The following is a 20,571-nucleotide window of genomic DNA, read 5'->3' on the forward strand; positions in this document are numbered from 1 at the left end:
TTCAAGTAATAATCACTCGCAAATTTTTTACTTTAGGACGATAGATAACCGTTCCACTTAAAACCAATTTTATCCTTGTCTCATTACCATTAAAATTTGATAGCACATGAGTTCTCTCTACCCAATTTTCTCCAATAGGTTTTCCTGATGTTAAATTTACTAATTGCCAATCCACATTTTTTTGCACATATGCTTTAACATCTGCAGTGCCAGGTATTAGCGCATCATATGTTATGGTAATCTTAGTGTTAGCTCCTGCTGTAATGCTTCTTGTAACATAATCTCCAGACTCTGAAAGATTACCCATAACTAACTGTAACCCAGGATAAAGAACTGGACTTTTTTCTCGCCCTCCTTTTAGGATTGCTTTTACCGTTAATTCCCCATTTATTCTTTCACGCAGTGCAAGCGGTAAATTATCAGACAAAAAGTTTTCTTTTCCCTCTTCATCTGTTAAGATAAATTCTACATTGGTATCAAATGCTACTTTTTCGACGTTCGTCAAAACAATTAAATCTGATACGTTATTTGCAGTAACTTTGCCAAGATCAATAATGTGAGAAACTTCGCTAAATTTTGCAGCTAGTAATCGAAACGTTAAATCTAAATTTTGATGTGGAGTCCAAGTGCTTGCATTGCTAGATGAAAGTAATACTCCTACTTGATATGGCTGACTTGTTACCCAGCGGCTATTTACTGCATCATATTTGCCAAGTTCTGCTATTTTGACTGTTGTCTCTGAATCATCGGTAAGTAAAACTATTGCATATTCTTGCCCTGCATGGCAAAACACTGGTGACCAAGTAATACGTGTTGCCGTACCATCTATCTTTATATCTTTTGGCTCAATATAGCTTTCAGCAATGACAGTTTGTGAGGGCATTCCTACTGCCGTTTCTCTAATCTGCACAACAACACGTTTTTTGCCTTTATTTATAAACCATAGCTCCACACCTCCTATGTGTCTGCTTTCATTTAGAGTAAATGTTTGCGCTAAAGGATCAACTCGTCTTGCTGCAATAACTCTTCTTCTTTCTTCTATGGTAATTGTTTTTTTACCAGTATACGTTGCTTCTCCATAGCTTCCTTTATCTCCATAAAATTGCACCAATTTAGTACCTGCTGGAATATTTGCCAGCACTTTCACCTTTCCTTTTAATTTTCCCTGATTGTTAGCTTCCACTTTTTTTCCTCTATGCCATAGGTGTAATAGAAATGCCATCAAATTTTACTTCTTTAAGTTTTTCATTTGGCTCAAAACCTTCGATCTCAAAATTCTGTACTGCTTCTCTCATAAATTCAGTTTCGTATGAAGTACTTGACAGCAGCTCTGTTGTTTCTTTAACATTAAATACTCTGGTTACTGGACTTTTCCAATTTGTTTTTACCTCCGTCCAGTGATCTATGTTTTTATTTAAAGTAATTTGTGCTGGTACTGGATCAAAAGCTTGATACGGATTAATTTTTTCTCCTGTAGTCTGTAAAAGCTGCTCCAGTACCGGTTCAAGTTCATACGGCAACAAATAAGTTTTTTCTCCCCCATCAATATCAGCAATCGTTACATCTATTGGTAAAATTAGTTCCTTGTTTACTATTGCTGCAGACTGCGAAATTCCTTGATCACGCATATCATCATCAAAGAATGGGTCAACAAATGCTCCTTTCTTGGTAGTAGGTTCTCTTGAATTTGCATCATTGCGTAAACGTTCCTCTGCAACCAGCGCATAAAGATCATTTATTCCTTTTTTCATTGCTTCAAGCTCATTCATCGGTACAGCATGAATAGCATTATTCACTATTTTCACCCCTTCTTTTTCGCCTTTTTTCCATGTTTGGTGAATGTAGCAGAGCAAAAGTTGTCCAGAGGGTGCTTTAGGCATCGATGGTCGCCAAGGGTGAGCTATGCCTTTTATCCTTCTTATTGCGCCTTTTGCATCTATAGTAATTAAATCAAAGCGGGGCATTTTCCAGGTATAATCTATCAAAACCAAGCTGTTATCAACTGCACCTCTTACTTTACATCCCTCTTCACTTATATCTTCAGGGCTTACATGAGTGCGAGAGCGGTAGGTTATTTGATAACTACTTCCAGGAGCTGGTTCTTTGCCAGGTAATGACCAATCAACGTTTCCTGCGTTTAGTTTATAATCTACACTATTTTCATAGATTACATTCCCTTGCTTTATTTGAATAATCTCAAGTACTGCAGAGTCAGATATTGGATCAACAGCTCCTGAATATGAACCATGAGTAATGGTAATAGTTTTTTGAATAGTTATATCTACTTTTTTGATTTCACTTATTGGAAAATCATTAACTTTAAGTTCCATTACTCTTTGGCTATTTGGCTGAAAAGTATGTGGTTCTGATTCAACTGATTTTATATCTGGATCTGCATCAAAAGAAACACGAATACTGTGAGGAAGTTCAATCTCATAACCATCAACATGAGCTTTGCCCTCATTAATCACAAATATTTTTTTCCTCTTTCTCCCACTTCCTTTTGCAGGAACATTACTTCAAGGCCATTTACGACATAGGAACCATTTGCTTCTTTGTCATAACGAGCAAGAGCAGTAGTTACTATATTTGCTTGTGGTGGTGGTGAATGTTCTATTAATACTCCATTTTCAATATTGTAAATTGGATAAAATTCTCCTTCAGAAAAACGTGGAGAAAGACCTTCAGATTGATAACCCCAAATGGTAGAAACTTTAAGTCTTGCTGCTCCTACTTCCTGATAGTTTCTTGTACCAACTGCAGGATCACGAAGATTTTCATCCTCAAGCTCTGTAATAGTAGATTCTAGATAATAAACACCTATACGAACTGTGGTACTCAGTGGAATAATAAATTCTTCTTTTTCGACTTTTCTAACTGCTCCACGAAGATAGATTTTTCCTGATTCAAGCGTAACTTTACCAGTTTCTCTATCTATAATACAATTGCTTCCCGTTATAACATCACCATCACGAAATATTGCATCACCTATGCCTTTAAGCTTAGAAAGAGCATATTCCTGAGTCTCATTTAATTCTGCAGACTGTAGACCTCTTCCTGCAAGGAACAAACTTTTTTCGTACTCTTTGTCAGGATTAAAGCGGTTATAATAGGCGTTTAAAGTCATTTTATGCTAGAAAAATTCAAAAAGTTACAACAAATGAAAAAGTTTCCCGAGTTGCTGCAGTTCTAATAAGTGGTACTGTATGTTCTAAAACTAACAAAATTCCAGGATTTTCCACGTCTTTTGGTTCAAAATATCTCTGTCCTTCAGGTAATCCTTCTTTTATTTTAGTACCAACCATAACCCCTAATTCCCTTATCACTTGATTTGCTGCGTCCGTGAAATCGAAAGTAAATTTAAGATAGAGATTATTAGTTGGTACATTTGAGGGCCTAAACCTTCCAGAAGGGGTCAAAAGCTCTCCATTCTCATCACCTGTGCAGAAGAGCACTTCGTTCGCAGTACGTCTGCCAAGCTCATTGAGCAGTTTTTCAGAAGTTATCAGCTCTGGTGGTGTGCTTTCACTATATTCTACAGTAACTGCACTATTTGCCCTGATAGAGCTATTTTCCGTACGTTTTATTACGCCACTACTGCTATCAACTATATAATCTATACTTGGCTGATAAGTTGTTTGTCCTGTAAAAACCCTTACATCTTTAATAGTGTGGTGATCTAGAGCTATTTCACCCTCAACAAAAACTTTTTCGACCTGATGGCTACTTCCAGAGCTTGAATCACCTGTTCCCCAAGCAAGATGTATCGGTTGCTCTCTTATGCTCGCAGCAATAGCTGCTCTGCCTGATTGTGTGAGTACTGACATAGTTGATTTGTGCAGTTGATATTATGTATATACAAGATCCGTAGAAAAAACGTCCAATTTTTTTGCAATAATAGGATCAAAATCTTTCCAAGGGCGATTTAAGTGGCGATGTTCATGCCAAGTAACCATACCTAGATAGAATGCTGCTACGTAATTTTCTAGCTCATGAATGGGATCTTTCTGTTTTGAATCTGAATCATTTTTACAATCAACGTGATATTCCACTAAATTAGACTCTATTATTTTTTGATCAGTAAAATTCTTCGCTTCATAGTAATAAGTTATACTAAATCGCTCTAAAATTGGTGTACGTTGAAAATTCCAAATCTGCTCAGAAAGTTTATCTTCACTTAAGTGAAATGTATGCTCTATTTCTTCATAAGTAGTTGATGCAAAACAAGCATTGATATCCCCTAAATTCCAACTATCTGACAATACTATCAATGCTTTAGCAAACTTAATTTCTGGCAATAAACTCTGTGGTAGAGGATATAGTGCTTCTAAGTTGTACCACTCATGATTTCTTTCATATGTACCGTTGTAATTCTTCGTGTGAGGCTCTGTCTCTCCTAATGTTGCAACATCTAACCTATATAAATCATTACTGTAACTTCTATCATAATGTGATCTAAAAGTGCCAAATTTAAATCTTGGATTTCCCATTTTCAGCTCAAATGAGTTTTTTCTTCCAAACGATAATACTGGTCCTTCTTTTGCTATTTTTACACCTGAGTAGTCTGAAAGAAGATCTCCAAAAATACTTTCATCTAACATAAACCGCTGAGCATTGTAATAGTCATTGAATATTCGCATTAATCGAGATCTTGCCGGTGCAGAAAATTTTGCCAGAGCAATTACACTATCGACAAAAAAGTCATTAGGAACATCAGAGATGCCAATTTGAAATTCAGCAAAATGCTCTCCTGGTGGTTCTTCTTGAATGGTAATATTATCAATGTTTGCCCACTTCAGCGCCATCTTCAGTGACTGTGGTGTACCGCGCAAACGTTGAAATCTTATTCCGTTTTGCTTAGCTAAGACCCATTCTTTTAATGCACTCTTAGTAGCTTTCTTACCCCAGGATAAAATTTCTCCCAAGCCGTATTCCGCTACTAGCCACGGCAACATTTCAGTCTGTGGGTTAAATTTAAATCCCCGTAGAGAATTTGCATCAAAAGAATAATTAATTATGTCTGTAAGTATTTGCTCTTGCTTTGAAGCATTTGGAGGAAGTATCACCAATTTTTACCTAACACTTAAATTATTTAAAGTAACGCATTCATTATCTTGCACGACGATGTCTTCTATCGGCTCTGTAAGCTCTATATTTTGTATACCTTCTGTAAAAAGATGAGCAATAATCCAGGACCTGGTTACATTCCACCCTAAACCTTTAGTAGACTCAAGACCTTTGATAAATTGTTCCTTTGCAGCTGCGATAACATCTTTTGATGCAGCAGGGTAAATATGCACTTTAGCATGAATAGTAATGGGAATAATACCACAGCCAATAACTGTAAGCGTATCTGTTAATACACGAATATCATCGCGAATAACGTTATTTCTGACGATCTCTAGCAATTCTTCTGAAGGTACTCCATCATTTTCTGTAGAAAGTATTGAAATCTGTACACTTCCTGGTACAGGTGATACCACTTGCGCATCTTTTACTCTTGTGTCAGCAGATAATGCATGATAGCGATAATGTTCTTTGCTTCCTGCTGTTGACCAACCAACAATTTTGGCTTTTACCCGCTTCCTTAAGGATTCATCATTCTCTGACTCCTTTCTCAGCACACCATAAAATTCAGCCAAGTGATCAAGGTCATTACCTCTTGCAAAAGCAAGTAAATTTGCCTGTGCTGCATCATTAATCCTTTGCCTAAGCAAAAGTTCACGCCAGGCTGCTACTTCCAGTATCTTTATTGCTGGATCACTCTCAGTTAGTGCAGAAAAACTTGCATTCCGACGCACTAACTCTTCTTTCATTCGCGAAAAGATTTCCTCAAATTTTAATGTTTCGACAATATTTGGTGTTTTCATCCTACTACCTTATACTATAATACCATCAAGGCGGATCAGCTTTCCATTTGGCAGATAGATTCCCTCTAAAATGAGAGTTACTTTACCTTCTTTTATTTCTGTTATTTGTACACGTTTAAGCTTAAATCGACGCTCCCACTTTTCTAATGCTTCTGCAACTGCTGCATAAAGTTCTTGTGCAAAACCAGGTACAATTGGATGATCAATCAGCTCAAATAACCTTGATCCGTAATCTCGGCGCATAACACGAGTGCCAATTGGCGTAGTTAAAATATCAACTATTGATTGTTTTAAATGCTCTATACCACTTATTGTTTTACCAGTTTCAGAACTCATACCACGCATATTATTTACCCTGCAAAAACGTTATCACTCCCTTCTTCTGCTATTGCTCCACAGGAAATTAGGTCACCAGTACGAGCAATGGCTTTGCCATTTACAAACACTGCTTTCGACCCTTGTGTCATTACTTTTCCTTCACTAAAATTATCTCCTTGCCTACAGACAGGTCTTCCGTTTATAAATACATCTCTGCTTCTACTTATACAAAAATGCAGCAACGCTCCTTCACAGTGATCTCCTAGGCGTATAACTGATTTATTCATTCCTTTCCCTAATTTAGATTTACTCTTTTTGCTTTTAGTTTTATTTCGCTCTTTGTTATCTCTACACTTGATTCCCCAACATTCAGTGTTATCTTGTCTACTACTTCAATCTCTAAATGATGTTTCTCTTTATCATATGTAAATCTTGTCCCATCTTGAAATTTTACACTATTTACTTCCTTTTTATTCTCTGGAGGAGGGTATTTTTCCTGATATATTGCCGGTAAAACCACCCCCAAAGACAATTCTCCCAATGGTGATAATACTATTACCTGTTCATCAATATTTGGTGGTGACCAACTTTCAGCTCTATTTGTTATCCATGGAAGAAAATCTGTTACAAGTTCACCTATTTTAACTTTTACTTTAGCTTTTTCATAATCTATTTTTTCGACAATGCCTATACGGACAATGTTGGCCAATTTCCTCCGCAATTCTGAAATTGCAAAATTACTTTCCAACATTCACATCGATTAAATGAGGTTTTATTTTACTCACTTCCCAAATCGATTGCCCTACATGCAATTCGTGCGCCCAGTCTACTATCCACACTAAATATGCATCGAGCTCTGGCCTAAAATCATCTCCTCCTCCTGATATAAATTCTCCTGGTGAAACATTTTTCACGTTCCAAGTATTTTTATTTACTACTCTGGCAACCTCAGCAGCTAATGATCTGACAATAATAGGGGCATTTTCTATTGTGCTATCGATCACTATTCGTGCCTCAAATTTTGCTCTCAGCGCTAGCTCCTCTGTTCCTGGATCTTTTCCTTGCTCTAGACTTGACAATTCTATAAATACCGCTGGAGCTGCTAACTCTTTCCTTATTGCTGGATAAACTTCACAAGTTTGAATTGCTGGTATCTCTGCCTTTAGCGTATTACAGACTGCCTCATGTAAATTAGTCCAAAATGCCGTCATAAAATAACTTATGTGTAAAATATTTTTCAAATATCCTTTCAACTTCATAATTAACAAGATTTTCTATTATCCTTGAAGCCTCAGGTTCAAGTGGTAGTTTAACCTCCTGTATCGGTAGTGCTGTTCTTCCTACACGTTTAAAAATACCACGATAGCCTCTTGGCATCGTTGCCATAAATGCATCATTAAATGCTGTTCTTATTTTTGCTTGTTTTATATTTCTCATTCTCACATCATACAGATATGCTCTAATTAAAACCTTCAAAGTGCTTTTCCTTGCCTTGATAATTCTTAGTCTTTTTCTAATTACTTTTAGCCTAATTTGCTTTTCTTCACTGATTTCTCGGACAGCCTGAGATTTTAACCATAATGCCGTTTTGTTTAGCGCTCTTACCGTTGCCAATTCTATTTTGGCTTTGTTAGCATCAATGTTGTGAATAATTCTCTCAATATTTGCATTAACCTCAATGTTAAACATCCTTCTCTCCAAGTACTGTACATTTTATATTCCATACTATTCCTGAATTATCTCGCAGTGGTGGAGAATATACTTTATATTTACGACCATCAATAACAAAAATATCTCCCACCATTGGCCTCAGTACATCAAAAACATTTACCTCAAGAAAAAGCATCTCTCCCACAAATTGTCCTTCACCAATCTCGTATAATTTATCTGGCTGTTGCTTTAATACCTGTACCATATATGACTTATCCTTTGATTTATAACAAGCCACTTCTCCTAAATGGGCAAAACAATCTTTAAATAATCTCTTAATATTCTCTTGCACATTTCTCCGCTATATACTAACATTTATATGCTAAGAAGAGGTAAAGCATTCTTCTGCCTCACACCGCTTTATATTTGCTCTACCTATGTTACAACGATCTTGACTAGTATTGCTGGACGGTGGCACATTGGCAGAGGGTTTGACTGCGTATGCAAATCAGTCCCTCTATCAAATCTCCTTGGCTCTTGTTTTGCATAGAGTGGCTGTCCAAGAGTATTCACTGTCTCATTAAAATCTGCTGGTGCAAAGTATGTTGTAAATGTGCTTGCTGTTCCTAGTGGAAAACAGTGACCTATATCTTTTTCTATAAATCTTCTCACGGTTCCTTCAGGATCAGTTGCTTGCCCTCTATATTCCTCAAACGTTATTCCGCAAAACGTAAATCCTGATCTCATATCATTTCGAAGTGCTGCTCCTTCTTGCCATCTTTCATATGCTTCTTTCACTTTAGTATGAGAAGTAAGTGCATCAAAAAACTCAGGGCTTACCAAAGCATGAATTCCTGTCATATATTCACCACTTAGGTTATCCTCTATGTGCCTCAATACCTCCATACACTTACGTTTTACATCAGTTGTTGCAGTTCCTAGTGCAAAATTTACTACTTTTGGTGTTATTTCAAATTCGTTGTACAGATTTAACAATTCACTGCCATCTGCGTCCAGAATTATTCCTTTCAGCGCTCCCATCCGCAAATGCTCCAACGTTATTGCATGTTTATTTCTCATTAGCTGCAAATGGTCAGTTATTACATCTGCCAGCGCTTTAAGTTCACTTTCTGATCCAAATGCTCTTATTCCCTGTACTTCTTCTGGTAACACTACATCATCATGTGGAATATGTGGAATCGTAAATGTTCTTACCTTTCTTTTTCCTCTTTTTCCTACTGCTCCTGGTGCTCCGGGAACTTGCGTTGGTAGTAAACTTAATACTCCATTTTGCTCTTCTATGGTAATATGTCTAAATCTTACTGACCTACTTGGAAATAAATTTAAATTTTCAACTCGTCCATAATTTATCGGCAATATATTTATCGCATTTGTTAGTGCCGTCATGCTAAATGCTGTATTTGTAAATGGATTTTGCATTTTTTTCTCCCCCTTTTTTCCTATTAATTTTAGTTAAACTCCCTTGCGGATGATGATTCCTCGTGCTTCAAGTTGCTTTATTGCTGCAGCTTTCTGCTCTTCAGTGATATTTGCTGGCCATACAATTGCATGATCGGCAAGAAGAGCAATACGAGTAATTATTACTGCTTTAGTATCTCCATCTTTGCTATTTACATCGCTTGTTATTACACCTATCGCTGTTTGTGTGCCATCTGTGGCAGTTGGATTTATTACCTTAATCATGTTGTCTTTATCACGACCAACAACTGTACCAAGTTTAAGATTTTGACCTTTAGCTACTGCTATTGAGTCTCTTGAATACAGGCTTGATGCCTCATACTTTAATAAGTCACCTAGATTATTTTGTTCTGTTATACTACTCATTTTGCTTTTCTCCTTTTGTTATATATTTTAAATGCCTACGACTTTTCGCTACCTGCATCATCAACTCTTCTCCTGAATTCTGTGGTATTGTACTTATTATCTCTGTCTTCTTTGTTCTTTCTGCAAGTAATTCCATTAAAACTTCCCTTGCTTGCTCAACACTTACACCCTGCTCAATAAATTCTCCTATTTTCTCTGGCATTCGTGATAAGTTACACAAACGTATTAATTCAACAACTTCAGTACGATACTTAGTTAAATTATTAGTTTCTAGGTCAGTTATAGTTTGTTCGTTCATAGTAATACTCCTGTTTTTATTAATAGATGAAAGAATTGTCATTCCATCCGCAAGGCCTATCTCTACTGCATTTTCACCAAAATATAGCCCTGCTTCTGTTGATCGAATCTTTTCAATTGAAAGACCTCTATTTCTTGCTATTAGCTGCAAAAACATTTCATATAGTCGATCTACTTCTTTTTGTAAGCTTTCCAGACTTTCAGACGTCATTGGCTCGTGCGGATTTAAATCATTTTTTTTACTTCCTGCAAATACTGTCGTATATTTTATTCCCTGTTTTTCATCAAATCTACTTTGATCTATATGACTTGCTATTACTCCAATACTGCCAACACCAGAAGTTCTGCTCACAAATACCTTCTCAGCGCTAGAGGCTATAGCATATGCAGCAGAGTATGCATCATCATTGGCCATTGCAATAATCCTTTTTTTTGATCTTGCTTTGTAGATAAAATCAGCTAGGTCAAATATACCATTTACTTCCCCTCCTGGGCTATCTATTTCCAGTATAATTGTCTCTATGCTACTATCTGCTAATGCTTGTGTAATTTGTACTTCTATTTGCTCATATGATGTCATCCCGAGCATTTCATCAAACGCACCTGGTTTTTTAGTCAAGATTCCATGAATTGGTATAATTGCAGTTCTTTCTACGTTACTTTTGATGGAGTGCTTTATGTTTTTAAACGTGGGATGGTAACCCATTTCTGATACTACTTCTGCTCGACTCTTAAATCCATTCCTTACTGCCATCTGTTGTGCTTGCTGGTCTTTGAGTGGATCCACCCAATCAAATCCCTGTGGTATCCATTTTACATCTTTAAATATTTGATTATCTGTTGTAGAAAGCTCTCCAGATAAAGTGGCAAGTTCTAGCCATCTACTCCATACTGGTCTGCAAAATTGGAATACTATAATGTTGTGTTGCAGCATAGCACATCGACGACGAAACTCTATTAATCCCGCTCTGATTGATGAATAATTAACACCGGTTAAATCTCCTGTTAGTTGCTCATATGTTATCCCTGTACCAATCGCTATTGCCCTCAGTTGCTGTCTCATAAACGCTTCATAACTTCCTCCAACATCTGACGGTTCTGAAAATTTTATGTCCTCACCTGGGTCTAAAAGCTGCATTGTTCCAGGTTCCAGGCCAGATAGTGCTACTCCTTGCTCATTACTTTCACCTTCTCCCATGATATTTGCTTCTGGATCAAGTCTTGTGATAAACCCTGCAAACATTGCTGCTGTTTTTTTTCTTACCAGCTCTGCATCATCGTATTGATCAAGTTCGTAGAGCTTTAGCAGTATATTAGAAAGCCATGGCTCTCCTCTAATTTGCCCAGGTCTCAGTGGTTTATAGATATGTAAAACATCATTTGCTGGCACTCTCACTGATTCTCCAAACATACTTTCACCAGGGTGTTCTTTAAATAGGTAGTATGCTTCTCTTTGCCCAAGCCTGTTAAACTCAATCCCGTTTCTTATTACATTACCATTTCCTAAAGTTTGATTTGTTTTATTATCTAAATGTTCAGACTCAAGTACTTGCAGTTGTAATGGTACAGAAAATCTATCTTCCAGCTTTCTCGTTCTTAAACGTACAAAACATTCTCCTCCCTCTATCATACTTCTGCACACTAAAGCTTGTAATCCATAAAAATCACTTACTCCGTTACTGTCTGCTTCATCTGTCCATTTTAGCCATAATTCTTGTACTTTCTTTCGAAATTCTGCATCCCTTGCTTTTGATTGTGGTTTTATTCCTGTTCCAATAGAGTTGCTCACTATTGTATCAATAATATTTGTTGCATATGGATTTTTTCTCACCATATCACGTGATCTACTACGCAAGTGCTCAAGGCTTTGAGAAAGTAAGTTATTTATACTACTTTTCTCCGGTTGCCAATACATTACCCTTCTTCCTGACCCTGCAGCGTCCCAGGCTGAGCTTTTTATCTTTTTTTTGTTAAACAATTGCTTGAAGGTTTTTAGCAGCATTTATAAAATTCCTTTATTGGTTGAAAAAATAATCTTTCTCTTTGGCTTCATACCTGCAATTTTCAATTCAGCTTTAATACGTTGTCTTAAGCTCAGTAGATCCTTTATCTGCACTTCAGCATATCTCACCACATGGTCACCATATGCAATTGATACTACTCTTTCGCCACTCTGAAGCTTCTTTATCGCTTCTTCAATTTTAACTAAATACTCTTTGTTATACATTTTCCAACCACTTACTCTGTCTCACTTTTTTAGGCTTTTTGCTTTCCATTTTTCCACTTAAACTATTCCATTTACTCTCTGGCCATCTGTCTATTCCCAGTGCTATCGATGCAGCTCTTGCGTAAATTCGGCAATCTAATACTTCATTTCTTTCTCTTACCTTTTGCCACTCTTGTTTAGTGTACCCTTTCACCACTTTGCTGACTAATTGCTCTGCCGTTAACTGCTTAAAATATTCAGGTGCATATTCTGGAAAATGACAATATCCAGGTAGAGATTTTCCCTCTTCTTCTTTTAAAATATTAAGTAATTGAAAAAGCTCTGACTTTAATATCGATACTCCTACTGGCCAGAGCTTTATTCCTCTCTTTAGCTTTTGACCACCAACTGTTATATCTACTCTACTTGGGCTACTCAGCGGCACTAGTGCTTTATTTACACCTTTCACTGCCATTACTCTTCCAGACCCTTGATGACTTCTCACCCAGTTGTAAACTTCCTGCGTTGCATACCCTGCATCAACTGCCATCATGCTTATCATGTATTCAAGCCCACTTTCACCGATAAAATGATGATTGAGTAGCTCTGAAAGCTTTTTCCATACTTCTCCTCCTCCTGTATCTCCTTCAAATACTCGGTAGTCTATTGACCAACTTTCGCGGCTTTTTCCCCATGCTACAACTTCTACTTCTAAACGATCTTTTTGCACATCAACACCTGCAGTAAGTACCACTTCTCTCCTAGGCACTGTGCCTACGGGAAAAAATTCTCTTCTGTTGAATAATTGCTTCCAGTCTGGTACTTCTCCCTTATCTACCCAGGTTTCTCCAAGCGTTGTGTTGATCCAAACTTTCAGTAATTGTTCACTTTCCTTTGCATGCAGAAAATCCTCTACTGCTTGTTGCCAACTATACCACCCAACTGGGCTATAAAGACTTGAAAGGTGAAATCCTATTACTTTGCTATTGTGTACTTGATTTGTAGCTCTCCATTCTCCACGGTCTAGCATCTCTGTCTTTTGATGATTTTCTATTTTGCCGCTACATTCAGTGCAGACATAATGTGCTGTTCTTGAGTCATTATTTTCCCATTTTATTTGTGACCACTTTAATACTTGGTAATAATTACAATGCGGACAGGGAACAAAAAAGTACTGCTTATCTGTTGCTTCAAATTCCTTCTCAATTCTACTTATTCCATGAATCGTTGGTGTTGATACTAAAAAAATCTTTCGCCGTGCAAATGTATTAGTTCGAGCAATACTGAGCAGTACTGGATCTCCTTCTCCTCCTGAATCTCCTGGATAGGCATCTATTTCATCAAGAAAGAGATATTTTACTGGCATAGATCTCAGTCCTACACTGCTGTTTGCTCCGGTTATTACTACTATTCCACCTGGAAATTCCTTACTCTGCACAGTATTGCCTGAGTCTCTTGATCTTGGGTCTTTTACTTTACTTTTTAAACATGGTGTACTCTCTATTAACGGTGCAAATCTTCCCTTCGACCAACGTTTTCCCATTTCAACTGTTGGCTGTACTACCAGCATTGGACCTGGTGTTTGATCGATGATATAGCCAATCCAATTGTTGCCAGCTTCTGTTCCCCCAATCTGCGCTCCTTTCATGAATACTACTTTTTCTGCTGGTGAGGACGGAGAAAGTGAATCCATGATTTCTTTTAAATAAGGAGTTCTTTCCGTTCTCCATTTCCCTGGCTCTGATGCTGCAGTTGCTGCTAAAACTCGATACTCATTCGCCCACTCTGATACTTTAAGTTGCGGGTCTGGTCTTAAACCTTCAGAAAAAGATGTGGCGTATATCATTGTCTGCATCTACTCACAATTGGTTCTATCTCAACATCATTAACAGTAGAACTACACTCCTCCATCTCCATAAGCATCTTTTTCTGAAATTCCTTTTCTATATATCTTTTGCTCATCTCACTTATCATTATTGCTATAACAAGCGCAAATACTCCTGTTATTGTTGCAAAAATGATCGCACTGCTTATTGTTGTTGTTATCAACCCTATATATACTGCTACTGCTATTGCGCTGACTGTAGTATAGATGCAGATAATATTATTATGTTTTTTCGTCCTTTTATCTGCTATTTCTCTCTGTGCTATATATTTATTATGAAGGGTTGGAAAATTAACAACGGTATCTCTGCAGAGCAAAGACCCATTTTTTTCAGTAAACAAAACTTTAAGTAACTCTAAATTGTTTGATTTGATTGCTAAGTGAAAAACAGGTGTATAATTTGCTCCTTTTTTCAGCAATAACTTTACTACATGTAAATGCCCTTTTTCTGCAGCAAGATAAATCGGTGATAGACCTTTATTATTTACAATATCAATATTGATTTCTTCTTTTAAAATTGCATCTACAATCTCAATTTCTCCTCTTTGTGCAGCTAAATGGAGTAGACTATTCTTTTCAGAACCGTATTTATTACTCATCAAAGCCTTCTTTATCTCAGGTTTAGCGTAATCAAATGGTGTTTTACCCCTATCGTCTTTTACCAGAGGGTCTATATCTTCTCGTGTCAGTAAAATTTCTATTGTTTTAAGTCTTTCAGCATAATGTAGTGGTGTTTTATTTTCGTAGTCTTGCAAATTGACTTGAGCATTAGGCTCCTTTATTAAGCATTTGAGAATATCAAGACATAAATCCCTTTCATCATAATTAGTATTACTTACAGCTATATGCACAGGTGACAATTTCATTGAGTTTTGTCCCATACGTGCACTATTCACATCTGCTCCAAGCTTTAGCAGTAACTTTACTATTTCCAACTTTTTGTTATTAACTGCATAGTGCATTGGTGTCTGATTTCGTGCATCAAAGACATCTATTTCAGCTTTTCCTTCTTCCACTAAAATTTTGACAACATTCTCATGTCCTATGCCTGCCGCTAGATGTAATGGAGTATGATGCAAAGCATTTCGTGCATTAACGTCAATACCTTTTCTGATCAAATATCTAACTGCATGAACTTCACCTATCATTGCAGCTAAATGAAGTAAGCTATCTTGTTCTGATCCGTATTTGTTATTAATTAGTGCTTGTAATATTTCTGCTTTTTTCCCTTCTTTGGCGTAATCAAGAGATGTTTTACCGTCATTATCTTCTACAAAAGGATTAATGTTCTTCTTTGTGAGTAACAAATCTACCATACTTAATTCGTCAAACTCTATAGCACAATGTAGTGGTGTCTTTCCATTCAACCCTCTAACATTAACATCTAATCCAGGTTGATTGATGAGACACTTTATTAACTCTAAACTTAAGTTATCAGCCATTTTACATTCAAAATCTTTTTATATTTGAAATTTATTGTTAGATAATTCTTGGAGTGAGTTTGTAATCTCTTCAGTCAGCGCCATATGTATCTTTTCGGTGTCACTCAGTGATGCAAGCAGTGCTGAAACTCTATTTGGAATATTAAGCAAATTATTACGAACAACTCTTGCTACGTTAAATGCTTCAGTTTTTACCTCTTCAATTGACACAAATTTGCCTATTTCAGCTTTCACTTTAGCTTCCAAAAGTTTACCACGCTCCGTTTCATTTTTTATTCGCGTTTTTAGCAATATCGTTGAAAGTTTTTCTTCGTGCTCTAGGTTATTCTTTCTCCTAAGTGGCTGATTTGGATCTCTTATTGCTGCTACCGCTTCATTTGCTTGTTCAGGGTCAATAAGTCCATCTTCCAGCTCAACTATTCCTTTTTTTACTAAATAACAGACATATTGCCTCGAAAACCCTTTTTCCCTTGCCCACTCTGCTTGCGTAATTCTCACCTTTTTTTCTCCTTTTTAGCACTGCTCAGCTATAATTTCGTAAGTAGTTAACATTTGAAATATATCTAACGCTAAAGAAGTCCCGAAGTCAGGACCACCAAACCCGCCAGCCTGGCCAAAAGGACCCACTTTTTATGATATTTCCAACGTATTGAAATCTTTACTAAAATTCATAACATAGAACATTAATGCTAAAGAATCTGCTTCATTATCATCTGTTGGACAAAAACCCTTTTCCTGCACTGCTTCAATTACATCAGCTTTACTTGCATTGCCCTTGCCAGTTATAAAACGTTTAATAGTCTTAACCGAAACACCTTGATAGGGAATATTACTTTCTTCGCACCAAGCAGAAAGGTGTGCTAAAAACCCTCCATAGATATGTGCAGCATCAGTTCCCAAGTGTCTTCTCACTTCTTCAAAGTATACAACTTCAATGCCTGGAAATTTATACTTAAGTGAATTAAGCCAATTACGAAAATTTAAAAACTGCATTCCACCACCACTAAACCTGCTAACATGAAAACTCTTACTTCCACTTTGCACTATTCCATCATTTAAAATAGTCCAGCCGGTTTGTTTGCCAAGATCTAGGGTGAGCATTTCCTTTCAATTGCCGAGTACATATATATACAAGATTTGAAAAAATTACGTCCAAAAAATCTTTAATTTTCGAAATTTAACAACTAACATAAAAACTCTTTTACAGCCAGTTTGTTTACCAAGATCCAGTGAGCTTTCAATTGTTGTGTACATATATATACAAGATTTGAAAAATTTTCGTCCAAAAAATCTTCAAATTTTTAGGAATTTTTTTTATAATTCTTGAATTTGAAGACCTTTCAAACGGGTTTCTCTACTTTTAGAGGTTTTTATTATTCTACTCTTATATTTTATATGTTTTTATATATGTGTATATTTTTATATATGTATTATATATATATATTATATATAAGGGTTTCAGGAAGCTAGAATCCTCCATATTGGCGGACTTCAGATATGCCGTTCCTAGGAACGGTTTTAGGAACGCATGGTGAAAACCCGCCATACAGGCTAATTCTAGATTCCTAATTCCTGATTTAGGAAGCCAGTAATTAGGAACGGAACTTAAGGTTATAGAGAGCATACTTTTCAACTATTTTCCTCTTAAAAATTTAAGCTATTCTTTTAATAGCGAAATCCACATTTTTAGCTCTTTAGGTGATATTGAATTTCAAAATATGAAATTCTTATATATTTTTAATATAACTTTAGGAAGCCTGAGCTACCCATTCTTAAAAATATTGAAATCCATTTAAAATAGATTCCAAAAACCTAAACTGTATTATTTTAAATTGCATCAGTATTATTCTCAAAAAAAATAACAGAATATCAATAGATTAAAAATCGCATCAGTATTATTTATTTTTGCTCCTGTCCTACATAATAGCATTAATAACTCTCATCCTTAAAAGCATCAATTTGTTTTTAAGGAAAGTTATGAAATTACAAAACTACCATATAGTTATTAAAAATGTAAAATATCAAGCTTATAGACTGAAACTTGCTAAGTGCTTTATTAATGAAGCTCACGAAGATCTTGAGCAAGAACTCTTCTGTGAAATTTGGCCATATCTTGACCAGTATGATGAAGACAAAAGTAGCTTTAATACCTTTGTAGCAAGATTAACTGAAAATAAAGCTATTAACTTGCTAAAGAAACAGCGATGTGCAAAACGTGATATCAACAATTACATTAGTATTGATGTAACAGAGCTATTTGAGGGTGAAATAACAAAACGCATTGATGTAGACTATATGATCTCGGTTTTACCAAAGGAATGGCAAAATATATGTGAGCAACTTAAATTTTTTAACTTACATGAAGTTGCCAAAATGAACAACGTTTCAAGAACCACTTTAAACAATATTATCAAGAAGATACGTGCCAAACTTTCTCCTATTTACTACGAAGGCAAAAAGAAAAATTGAACAAAATTTTTGCCTTTCTTGTATATATATACATCGTAGCATGGATAAATAATGGTTCTTAAAATTTTGAATAATAATGAAAGATTGCAAACAATATCAACTGTAAAAATGGTCATCTTTGGTCCTTATGGTATTGGTAAAACAAGTCTCCTAAAGACCGTAGATGAACCAACACTTTGCCTTGATTTTGAAGCAGGGCTTCTTGCTGTTCAAGATTGGCAAGGAGATTCAATTAGTCTTCGCACTTGGAATGAAGCTAGAGATATTGCTTGTCTTATAGGGGGGCCTAATCCTGCGCTGAAGTCTGATCAAGCATATAGCCAAAGACACCATGAACATGTATCTGGTAAGTACAAAGATCTTTTCTCTGAGTTTTCTAAATACCAATGCATCTTTGTAGATAGTATAACCGTTGCTTCACGTTTATGTCTGTTATGGGCAAAAATGCAACCTGAAGCTTTTTCTGAGAGATCGGGAAAACAGGACATGAGAGCTGCCTATGGATTACTTGCTCAGGAGATGATGGCTTGGCTCAATCAATTTCAACACATCAGAGACAAAGACATCATCATAGTTGGCACTTTAGGTCAATATCTCGATGACTTCAATCGTCCAATTTGGCTACCTCAATGCGAAGGAACTAAAACTGCTAGTGAAATTCCTGGGATAGTTGACGAAGTAATCAGTATGGTTGGAATCAAGAAAGATGATGGAACGGAAAAGCGCTCTTTTGTTTGCCACACTTTAAATCCCTGGGGATACCCAGCTAAGGATCGTAGTGGACGTCTGAGTATGGTTGAAGAACCACACTTAGGTAAGCTGCTTACAAAGATTAAAAGCAAGTTTTAAAATTTAAACATGGAGAGTGATATATGTTACAAAACCTATTAACTGATTTTAACACTGTAAAACCGCAAAGTAGACTAATACCTAAAGGGACAATAGTAAAGGTAAAAATGACAATTAAGCCTGGAGGTTATGAACATTGGTTTACGAAAAGCCCCACTACTGGTAATATTTATTTAAATACAGAATTTACCGTTATTGAAGACCCATATGCGAAATACAAGATTTATCAGATAATTGGTATAAAAAGTAGTAAAGCAGAAGATATTTGGGGAGAAATGGGTCGCTCTATGATTCGCAGTATCTTGGAATCTGCGCGTGATATTCATCCACATGATAACTCAGAAAGTGCAATCCTTGCTCGTAAGCTAAATTCAATTGCAGAGTTAAATGGTTTGGAATTTACAGTAAAGGTGGGCGTTATAACTGATGAATATGGAGAAAAGAACAAAATTGCTTCGGTAGTTACTCCAGAATACCGCAAAAATTATGAAATTGACAGAGTACCATTTTGAAGTACGACGAGGAAAAGCTTTGGTCTGCTGTCATTACTAGAGCTATTCAGGATGCAGTAGGAAAAAACCAAAAGCTAAAAAAAGAAGCAATTAATTGGCTGAATTCAAAATCTTTTGAAACTGTTTGTGAGCTAGCTAATCTCAACTTTACACGTATGAAAAATATGTATGGGAATTTTATGTCTAAAAAGCAAAAAGAGTTAAAGATGTTATTGATTGATAATATCAAGGAGTGTGTTTCTTACCTACTTCCAAATGGTAAGTTTTACCGAGAAAAAACTTATATTGGAGACTTAAATGGAAATACAATTACAGTTAAAATAGTAGGTAAGGAAGCTGGTGAATGGCGTAATTTTACCGAAGGAACTAGCGGTGATATTATTGATCTTTGGGTTTTAATTAAAGGCGATATATATTCTGCTAGAAAGTGGCTCAATAAGAAATCAAAAAGTGGAGAAAAAAATAGGGAAAAGAAAGAAAAAATATTTTCTGTAAGGCAATATTTGAGTGATCAATCACCAATACCAGAAGATATAATAGCTCCACGAATTCTCACTCCAGGTGGTCTTTTAGTCATTGGTGGTACGCCAAAGGTTGGCAAAAGTTATTTTCTTCTCTCTTTGCTTGCACATCTTGCAGCAGGAGTGTCGTTTCTTAAGATGAAGTCAGCAAGACCGCTAAAAATAGTCTATCTGCAAAATGAGATGGAGTACAATTACATCAGAGAACGCATACAACAAATCATAACTAATCAAAGGCTGCCAAATCTAGCAGAAGAAAACTTGATTGTTACTACAAAGATGAGATTAACTTTAAATGATGAAGGTATAGAGAGAATAAAAGATATCATAGGAGAAAAATTTAAAACGATAGACCTTATCGTTTTGGATTCTCTGGACTATGAAAATATATTTTCTGGCCTGCAAAGCAGAATAGAAAAACTACGTTCTGTAATTAATCCTACGGCTGGAATAATTATCACACGTCATACCAGAAAAGTATCCACAGCTACACTCGCAAAAAGTCCTTTTCAAGCTTTAATTGGTGCTAATGCTTTAAGAAGCTTTTATACATCTGGTATTGTAATGTTTCAACCAAGTAAACGTGCAAATGTCTTGCAGGTAGTATATGAACTAAGAAATGGTAAAGCAATACCAGCAAAATTTATTAGCAGAGTAAATGGGCGTTGGCAGAATTCTAAAGTTATAGCTACAGCTTAACCTGTCCG

22 protein-coding genes and 1 pseudogene are annotated in these 20,571 nt (G+C 36.1%); 4 read left to right on the forward strand and 19 right to left on the reverse strand.

All coding sequences use genetic code 11. From position 1 onward, the window contains the following. Position 1 precedes the first annotated feature (1 nt). The 19 genes and pseudogenes from MWH06_04210 to MWH06_04300 all read right to left on the reverse strand — a co-directional run bounded on the left by MWH06_04210 (position 2) and on the right by MWH06_04300 (position 16,614). Positions 2-1,222 (reverse strand): hypothetical protein, encoded by a 1,221-nt coding sequence (locus MWH06_04210; protein ID UPA55747.1) that lies wholly within the window; start codon positions 1,220-1,222, stop codon positions 2-4. After that, positions 1,194-3,127: pseudogene (locus tag MWH06_04215) on the reverse strand (DUF4815 domain-containing protein). The gene MWH06_04210 and the pseudogene MWH06_04215 overlap by 29 nt, the downstream one beginning before the upstream one ends. Positions 3,128-3,143: 16 nt before the next feature. After that, positions 3,144-3,827 (reverse strand): hypothetical protein, encoded by a 684-nt coding sequence (locus MWH06_04220; GenBank protein UPA54533.1) that lies wholly within the window; start codon positions 3,825-3,827, stop codon positions 3,144-3,146. Positions 3,828-3,848: 21 nt separating this feature from the next. Further along, on the reverse strand, positions 3,849-5,066 hold the full coding sequence (locus MWH06_04225) for a phage tail protein (protein UPA54534.1): 1,218 nt from the start codon (positions 5,064-5,066) through the stop codon (positions 3,849-3,851). Between the two features lie 6 nt (positions 5,067-5,072). After that, positions 5,073-5,870, reverse strand: coding sequence for a baseplate J/gp47 family protein (locus tag MWH06_04230; GenBank protein ID UPA54535.1), 798 nt, complete (start codon positions 5,868-5,870; stop codon positions 5,073-5,075). A gap of 9 nt (positions 5,871-5,879) precedes the next feature. Next, positions 5,880-6,215: a GPW/gp25 family protein gene (locus MWH06_04235; protein ID UPA54536.1), complete on the reverse strand. Its 336-nt coding sequence runs from the start codon at positions 6,213-6,215 to the stop codon at positions 5,880-5,882. Between the two features lie 5 nt (positions 6,216-6,220). Continuing rightward, positions 6,221-6,475, reverse strand: coding sequence for a PAAR domain-containing protein (locus MWH06_04240; GenBank protein UPA54537.1), 255 nt, complete (start codon positions 6,473-6,475; stop codon positions 6,221-6,223). Positions 6,476-6,483: 8 nt separating this feature from the next. Beyond that, positions 6,484-6,939 (reverse strand): phage baseplate assembly protein V, encoded by a 456-nt coding sequence (locus MWH06_04245; GenBank protein UPA54538.1) that lies wholly within the window; start codon positions 6,937-6,939, stop codon positions 6,484-6,486. Further along, positions 6,926-7,399 carry a hypothetical protein gene (locus tag MWH06_04250; GenBank protein UPA54539.1) on the reverse strand — a complete coding sequence of 158 codons (474 nt, stop codon included), beginning with the start codon at positions 7,397-7,399 and terminating at the stop codon, positions 6,926-6,928. The genes MWH06_04245 and MWH06_04250 overlap by 14 nt, the downstream gene beginning before the upstream one ends. Then, on the reverse strand, positions 7,380-7,877 hold the full coding sequence (locus MWH06_04255) for a phage tail protein (GenBank protein UPA54540.1): 498 nt from the start codon (positions 7,875-7,877) through the stop codon (positions 7,380-7,382). The genes MWH06_04250 and MWH06_04255 overlap by 20 nt, the downstream gene beginning before the upstream one ends. Continuing rightward, complete coding sequence (locus MWH06_04260) at positions 7,870-8,190, reverse strand: hypothetical protein (GenBank protein ID UPA54541.1); 321 nt, start codon at positions 8,188-8,190, stop codon at positions 7,870-7,872. Before MWH06_04260 ends, MWH06_04255 begins: the two co-directional genes overlap by 8 nt. A gap of 83 nt (positions 8,191-8,273) precedes the next feature. Further along, positions 8,274-9,278, reverse strand: a complete 1,005-nt coding sequence (locus tag MWH06_04265) for a major capsid protein (GenBank protein ID UPA54542.1) — start codon at positions 9,276-9,278, stop codon at positions 8,274-8,276. A 33-nt stretch (positions 9,279-9,311) separates the two neighbouring features. After that, a complete protein-coding gene (locus MWH06_04270) occupies positions 9,312-9,683 on the reverse strand; it encodes a head decoration protein (GenBank protein UPA54543.1) in 372 nt (123 codons plus the stop codon). After that, the gene (locus MWH06_04275) at positions 9,676-11,895 is read right to left on the reverse strand and encodes a phage portal protein (protein ID UPA55748.1); all 2,220 of its coding nucleotides are present in this window, start codon (positions 11,893-11,895) and stop codon (positions 9,676-9,678) included. The genes MWH06_04270 and MWH06_04275 overlap by 8 nt, the downstream gene beginning before the upstream one ends. An 87-nt stretch (positions 11,896-11,982) precedes the next feature. Further along, positions 11,983-12,207: a gpW family protein gene (locus tag MWH06_04280; protein ID UPA54544.1), complete on the reverse strand. Its 225-nt coding sequence runs from the start codon at positions 12,205-12,207 to the stop codon at positions 11,983-11,985. Next, positions 12,200-14,032 (reverse strand): phage terminase large subunit family protein, encoded by a 1,833-nt coding sequence (locus MWH06_04285; GenBank protein UPA54545.1) that lies wholly within the window; start codon positions 14,030-14,032, stop codon positions 12,200-12,202. Before MWH06_04285 ends, MWH06_04280 begins: the two co-directional genes overlap by 8 nt. Continuing rightward, entirely contained in the window at positions 14,029-15,513 is a 1,485-nt protein-coding gene (locus MWH06_04290) for an ankyrin repeat domain-containing protein (GenBank protein ID UPA54546.1), read from the reverse strand. Before MWH06_04290 ends, MWH06_04285 begins: the two co-directional genes overlap by 4 nt. A gap of 18 nt (positions 15,514-15,531) precedes the next feature. After that, positions 15,532-16,011: a hypothetical protein gene (locus tag MWH06_04295; GenBank protein UPA54547.1), complete on the reverse strand. Its 480-nt coding sequence runs from the start codon at positions 16,009-16,011 to the stop codon at positions 15,532-15,534. A gap of 132 nt (positions 16,012-16,143) precedes the next feature. Beyond that, on the reverse strand, positions 16,144-16,614 hold the full coding sequence (locus MWH06_04300) for a Holliday junction resolvase (protein UPA54548.1): 471 nt from the start codon (positions 16,612-16,614) through the stop codon (positions 16,144-16,146). An 876-nt stretch (positions 16,615-17,490) separates the two neighbouring features. Between MWH06_04300 and MWH06_04305 the strand changes: the two genes are divergently transcribed. From MWH06_04305 to MWH06_04320, 4 genes are read left to right on the forward strand one after another with little or no spacing between them, the layout of a single operon-like run. Then, positions 17,491-17,982: a sigma-70 family RNA polymerase sigma factor gene (locus tag MWH06_04305; GenBank protein UPA54549.1), complete on the forward strand. Its 492-nt coding sequence runs from the start codon at positions 17,491-17,493 to the stop codon at positions 17,980-17,982. A 51-nt stretch (positions 17,983-18,033) separates the two neighbouring features. After that, positions 18,034-18,831 (forward strand): ATP-binding protein, encoded by a 798-nt coding sequence (locus MWH06_04310; GenBank protein ID UPA54550.1) that lies wholly within the window; start codon positions 18,034-18,036, stop codon positions 18,829-18,831. A gap of 23 nt (positions 18,832-18,854) precedes the next feature. Continuing rightward, the gene (locus MWH06_04315; GenBank protein UPA54551.1) at positions 18,855-19,343 is read left to right on the forward strand and encodes a hypothetical protein; all 489 of its coding nucleotides are present in this window, start codon (positions 18,855-18,857) and stop codon (positions 19,341-19,343) included. Continuing rightward, positions 19,340-20,563 carry an AAA family ATPase gene (locus MWH06_04320; GenBank protein ID UPA54552.1) on the forward strand — a complete coding sequence of 408 codons (1,224 nt, stop codon included), beginning with the start codon at positions 19,340-19,342 and terminating at the stop codon, positions 20,561-20,563. Before MWH06_04315 ends, MWH06_04320 begins: the two co-directional genes overlap by 4 nt. The last annotated feature ends 8 nt before the right edge of the window (positions 20,564-20,571 follow it).

Source organism: Wolbachia pipientis, from assembly GCA_023052945.1.
Taxonomy (GTDB): Bacteria; Pseudomonadota; Alphaproteobacteria; order Rickettsiales; family Anaplasmataceae; genus Wolbachia.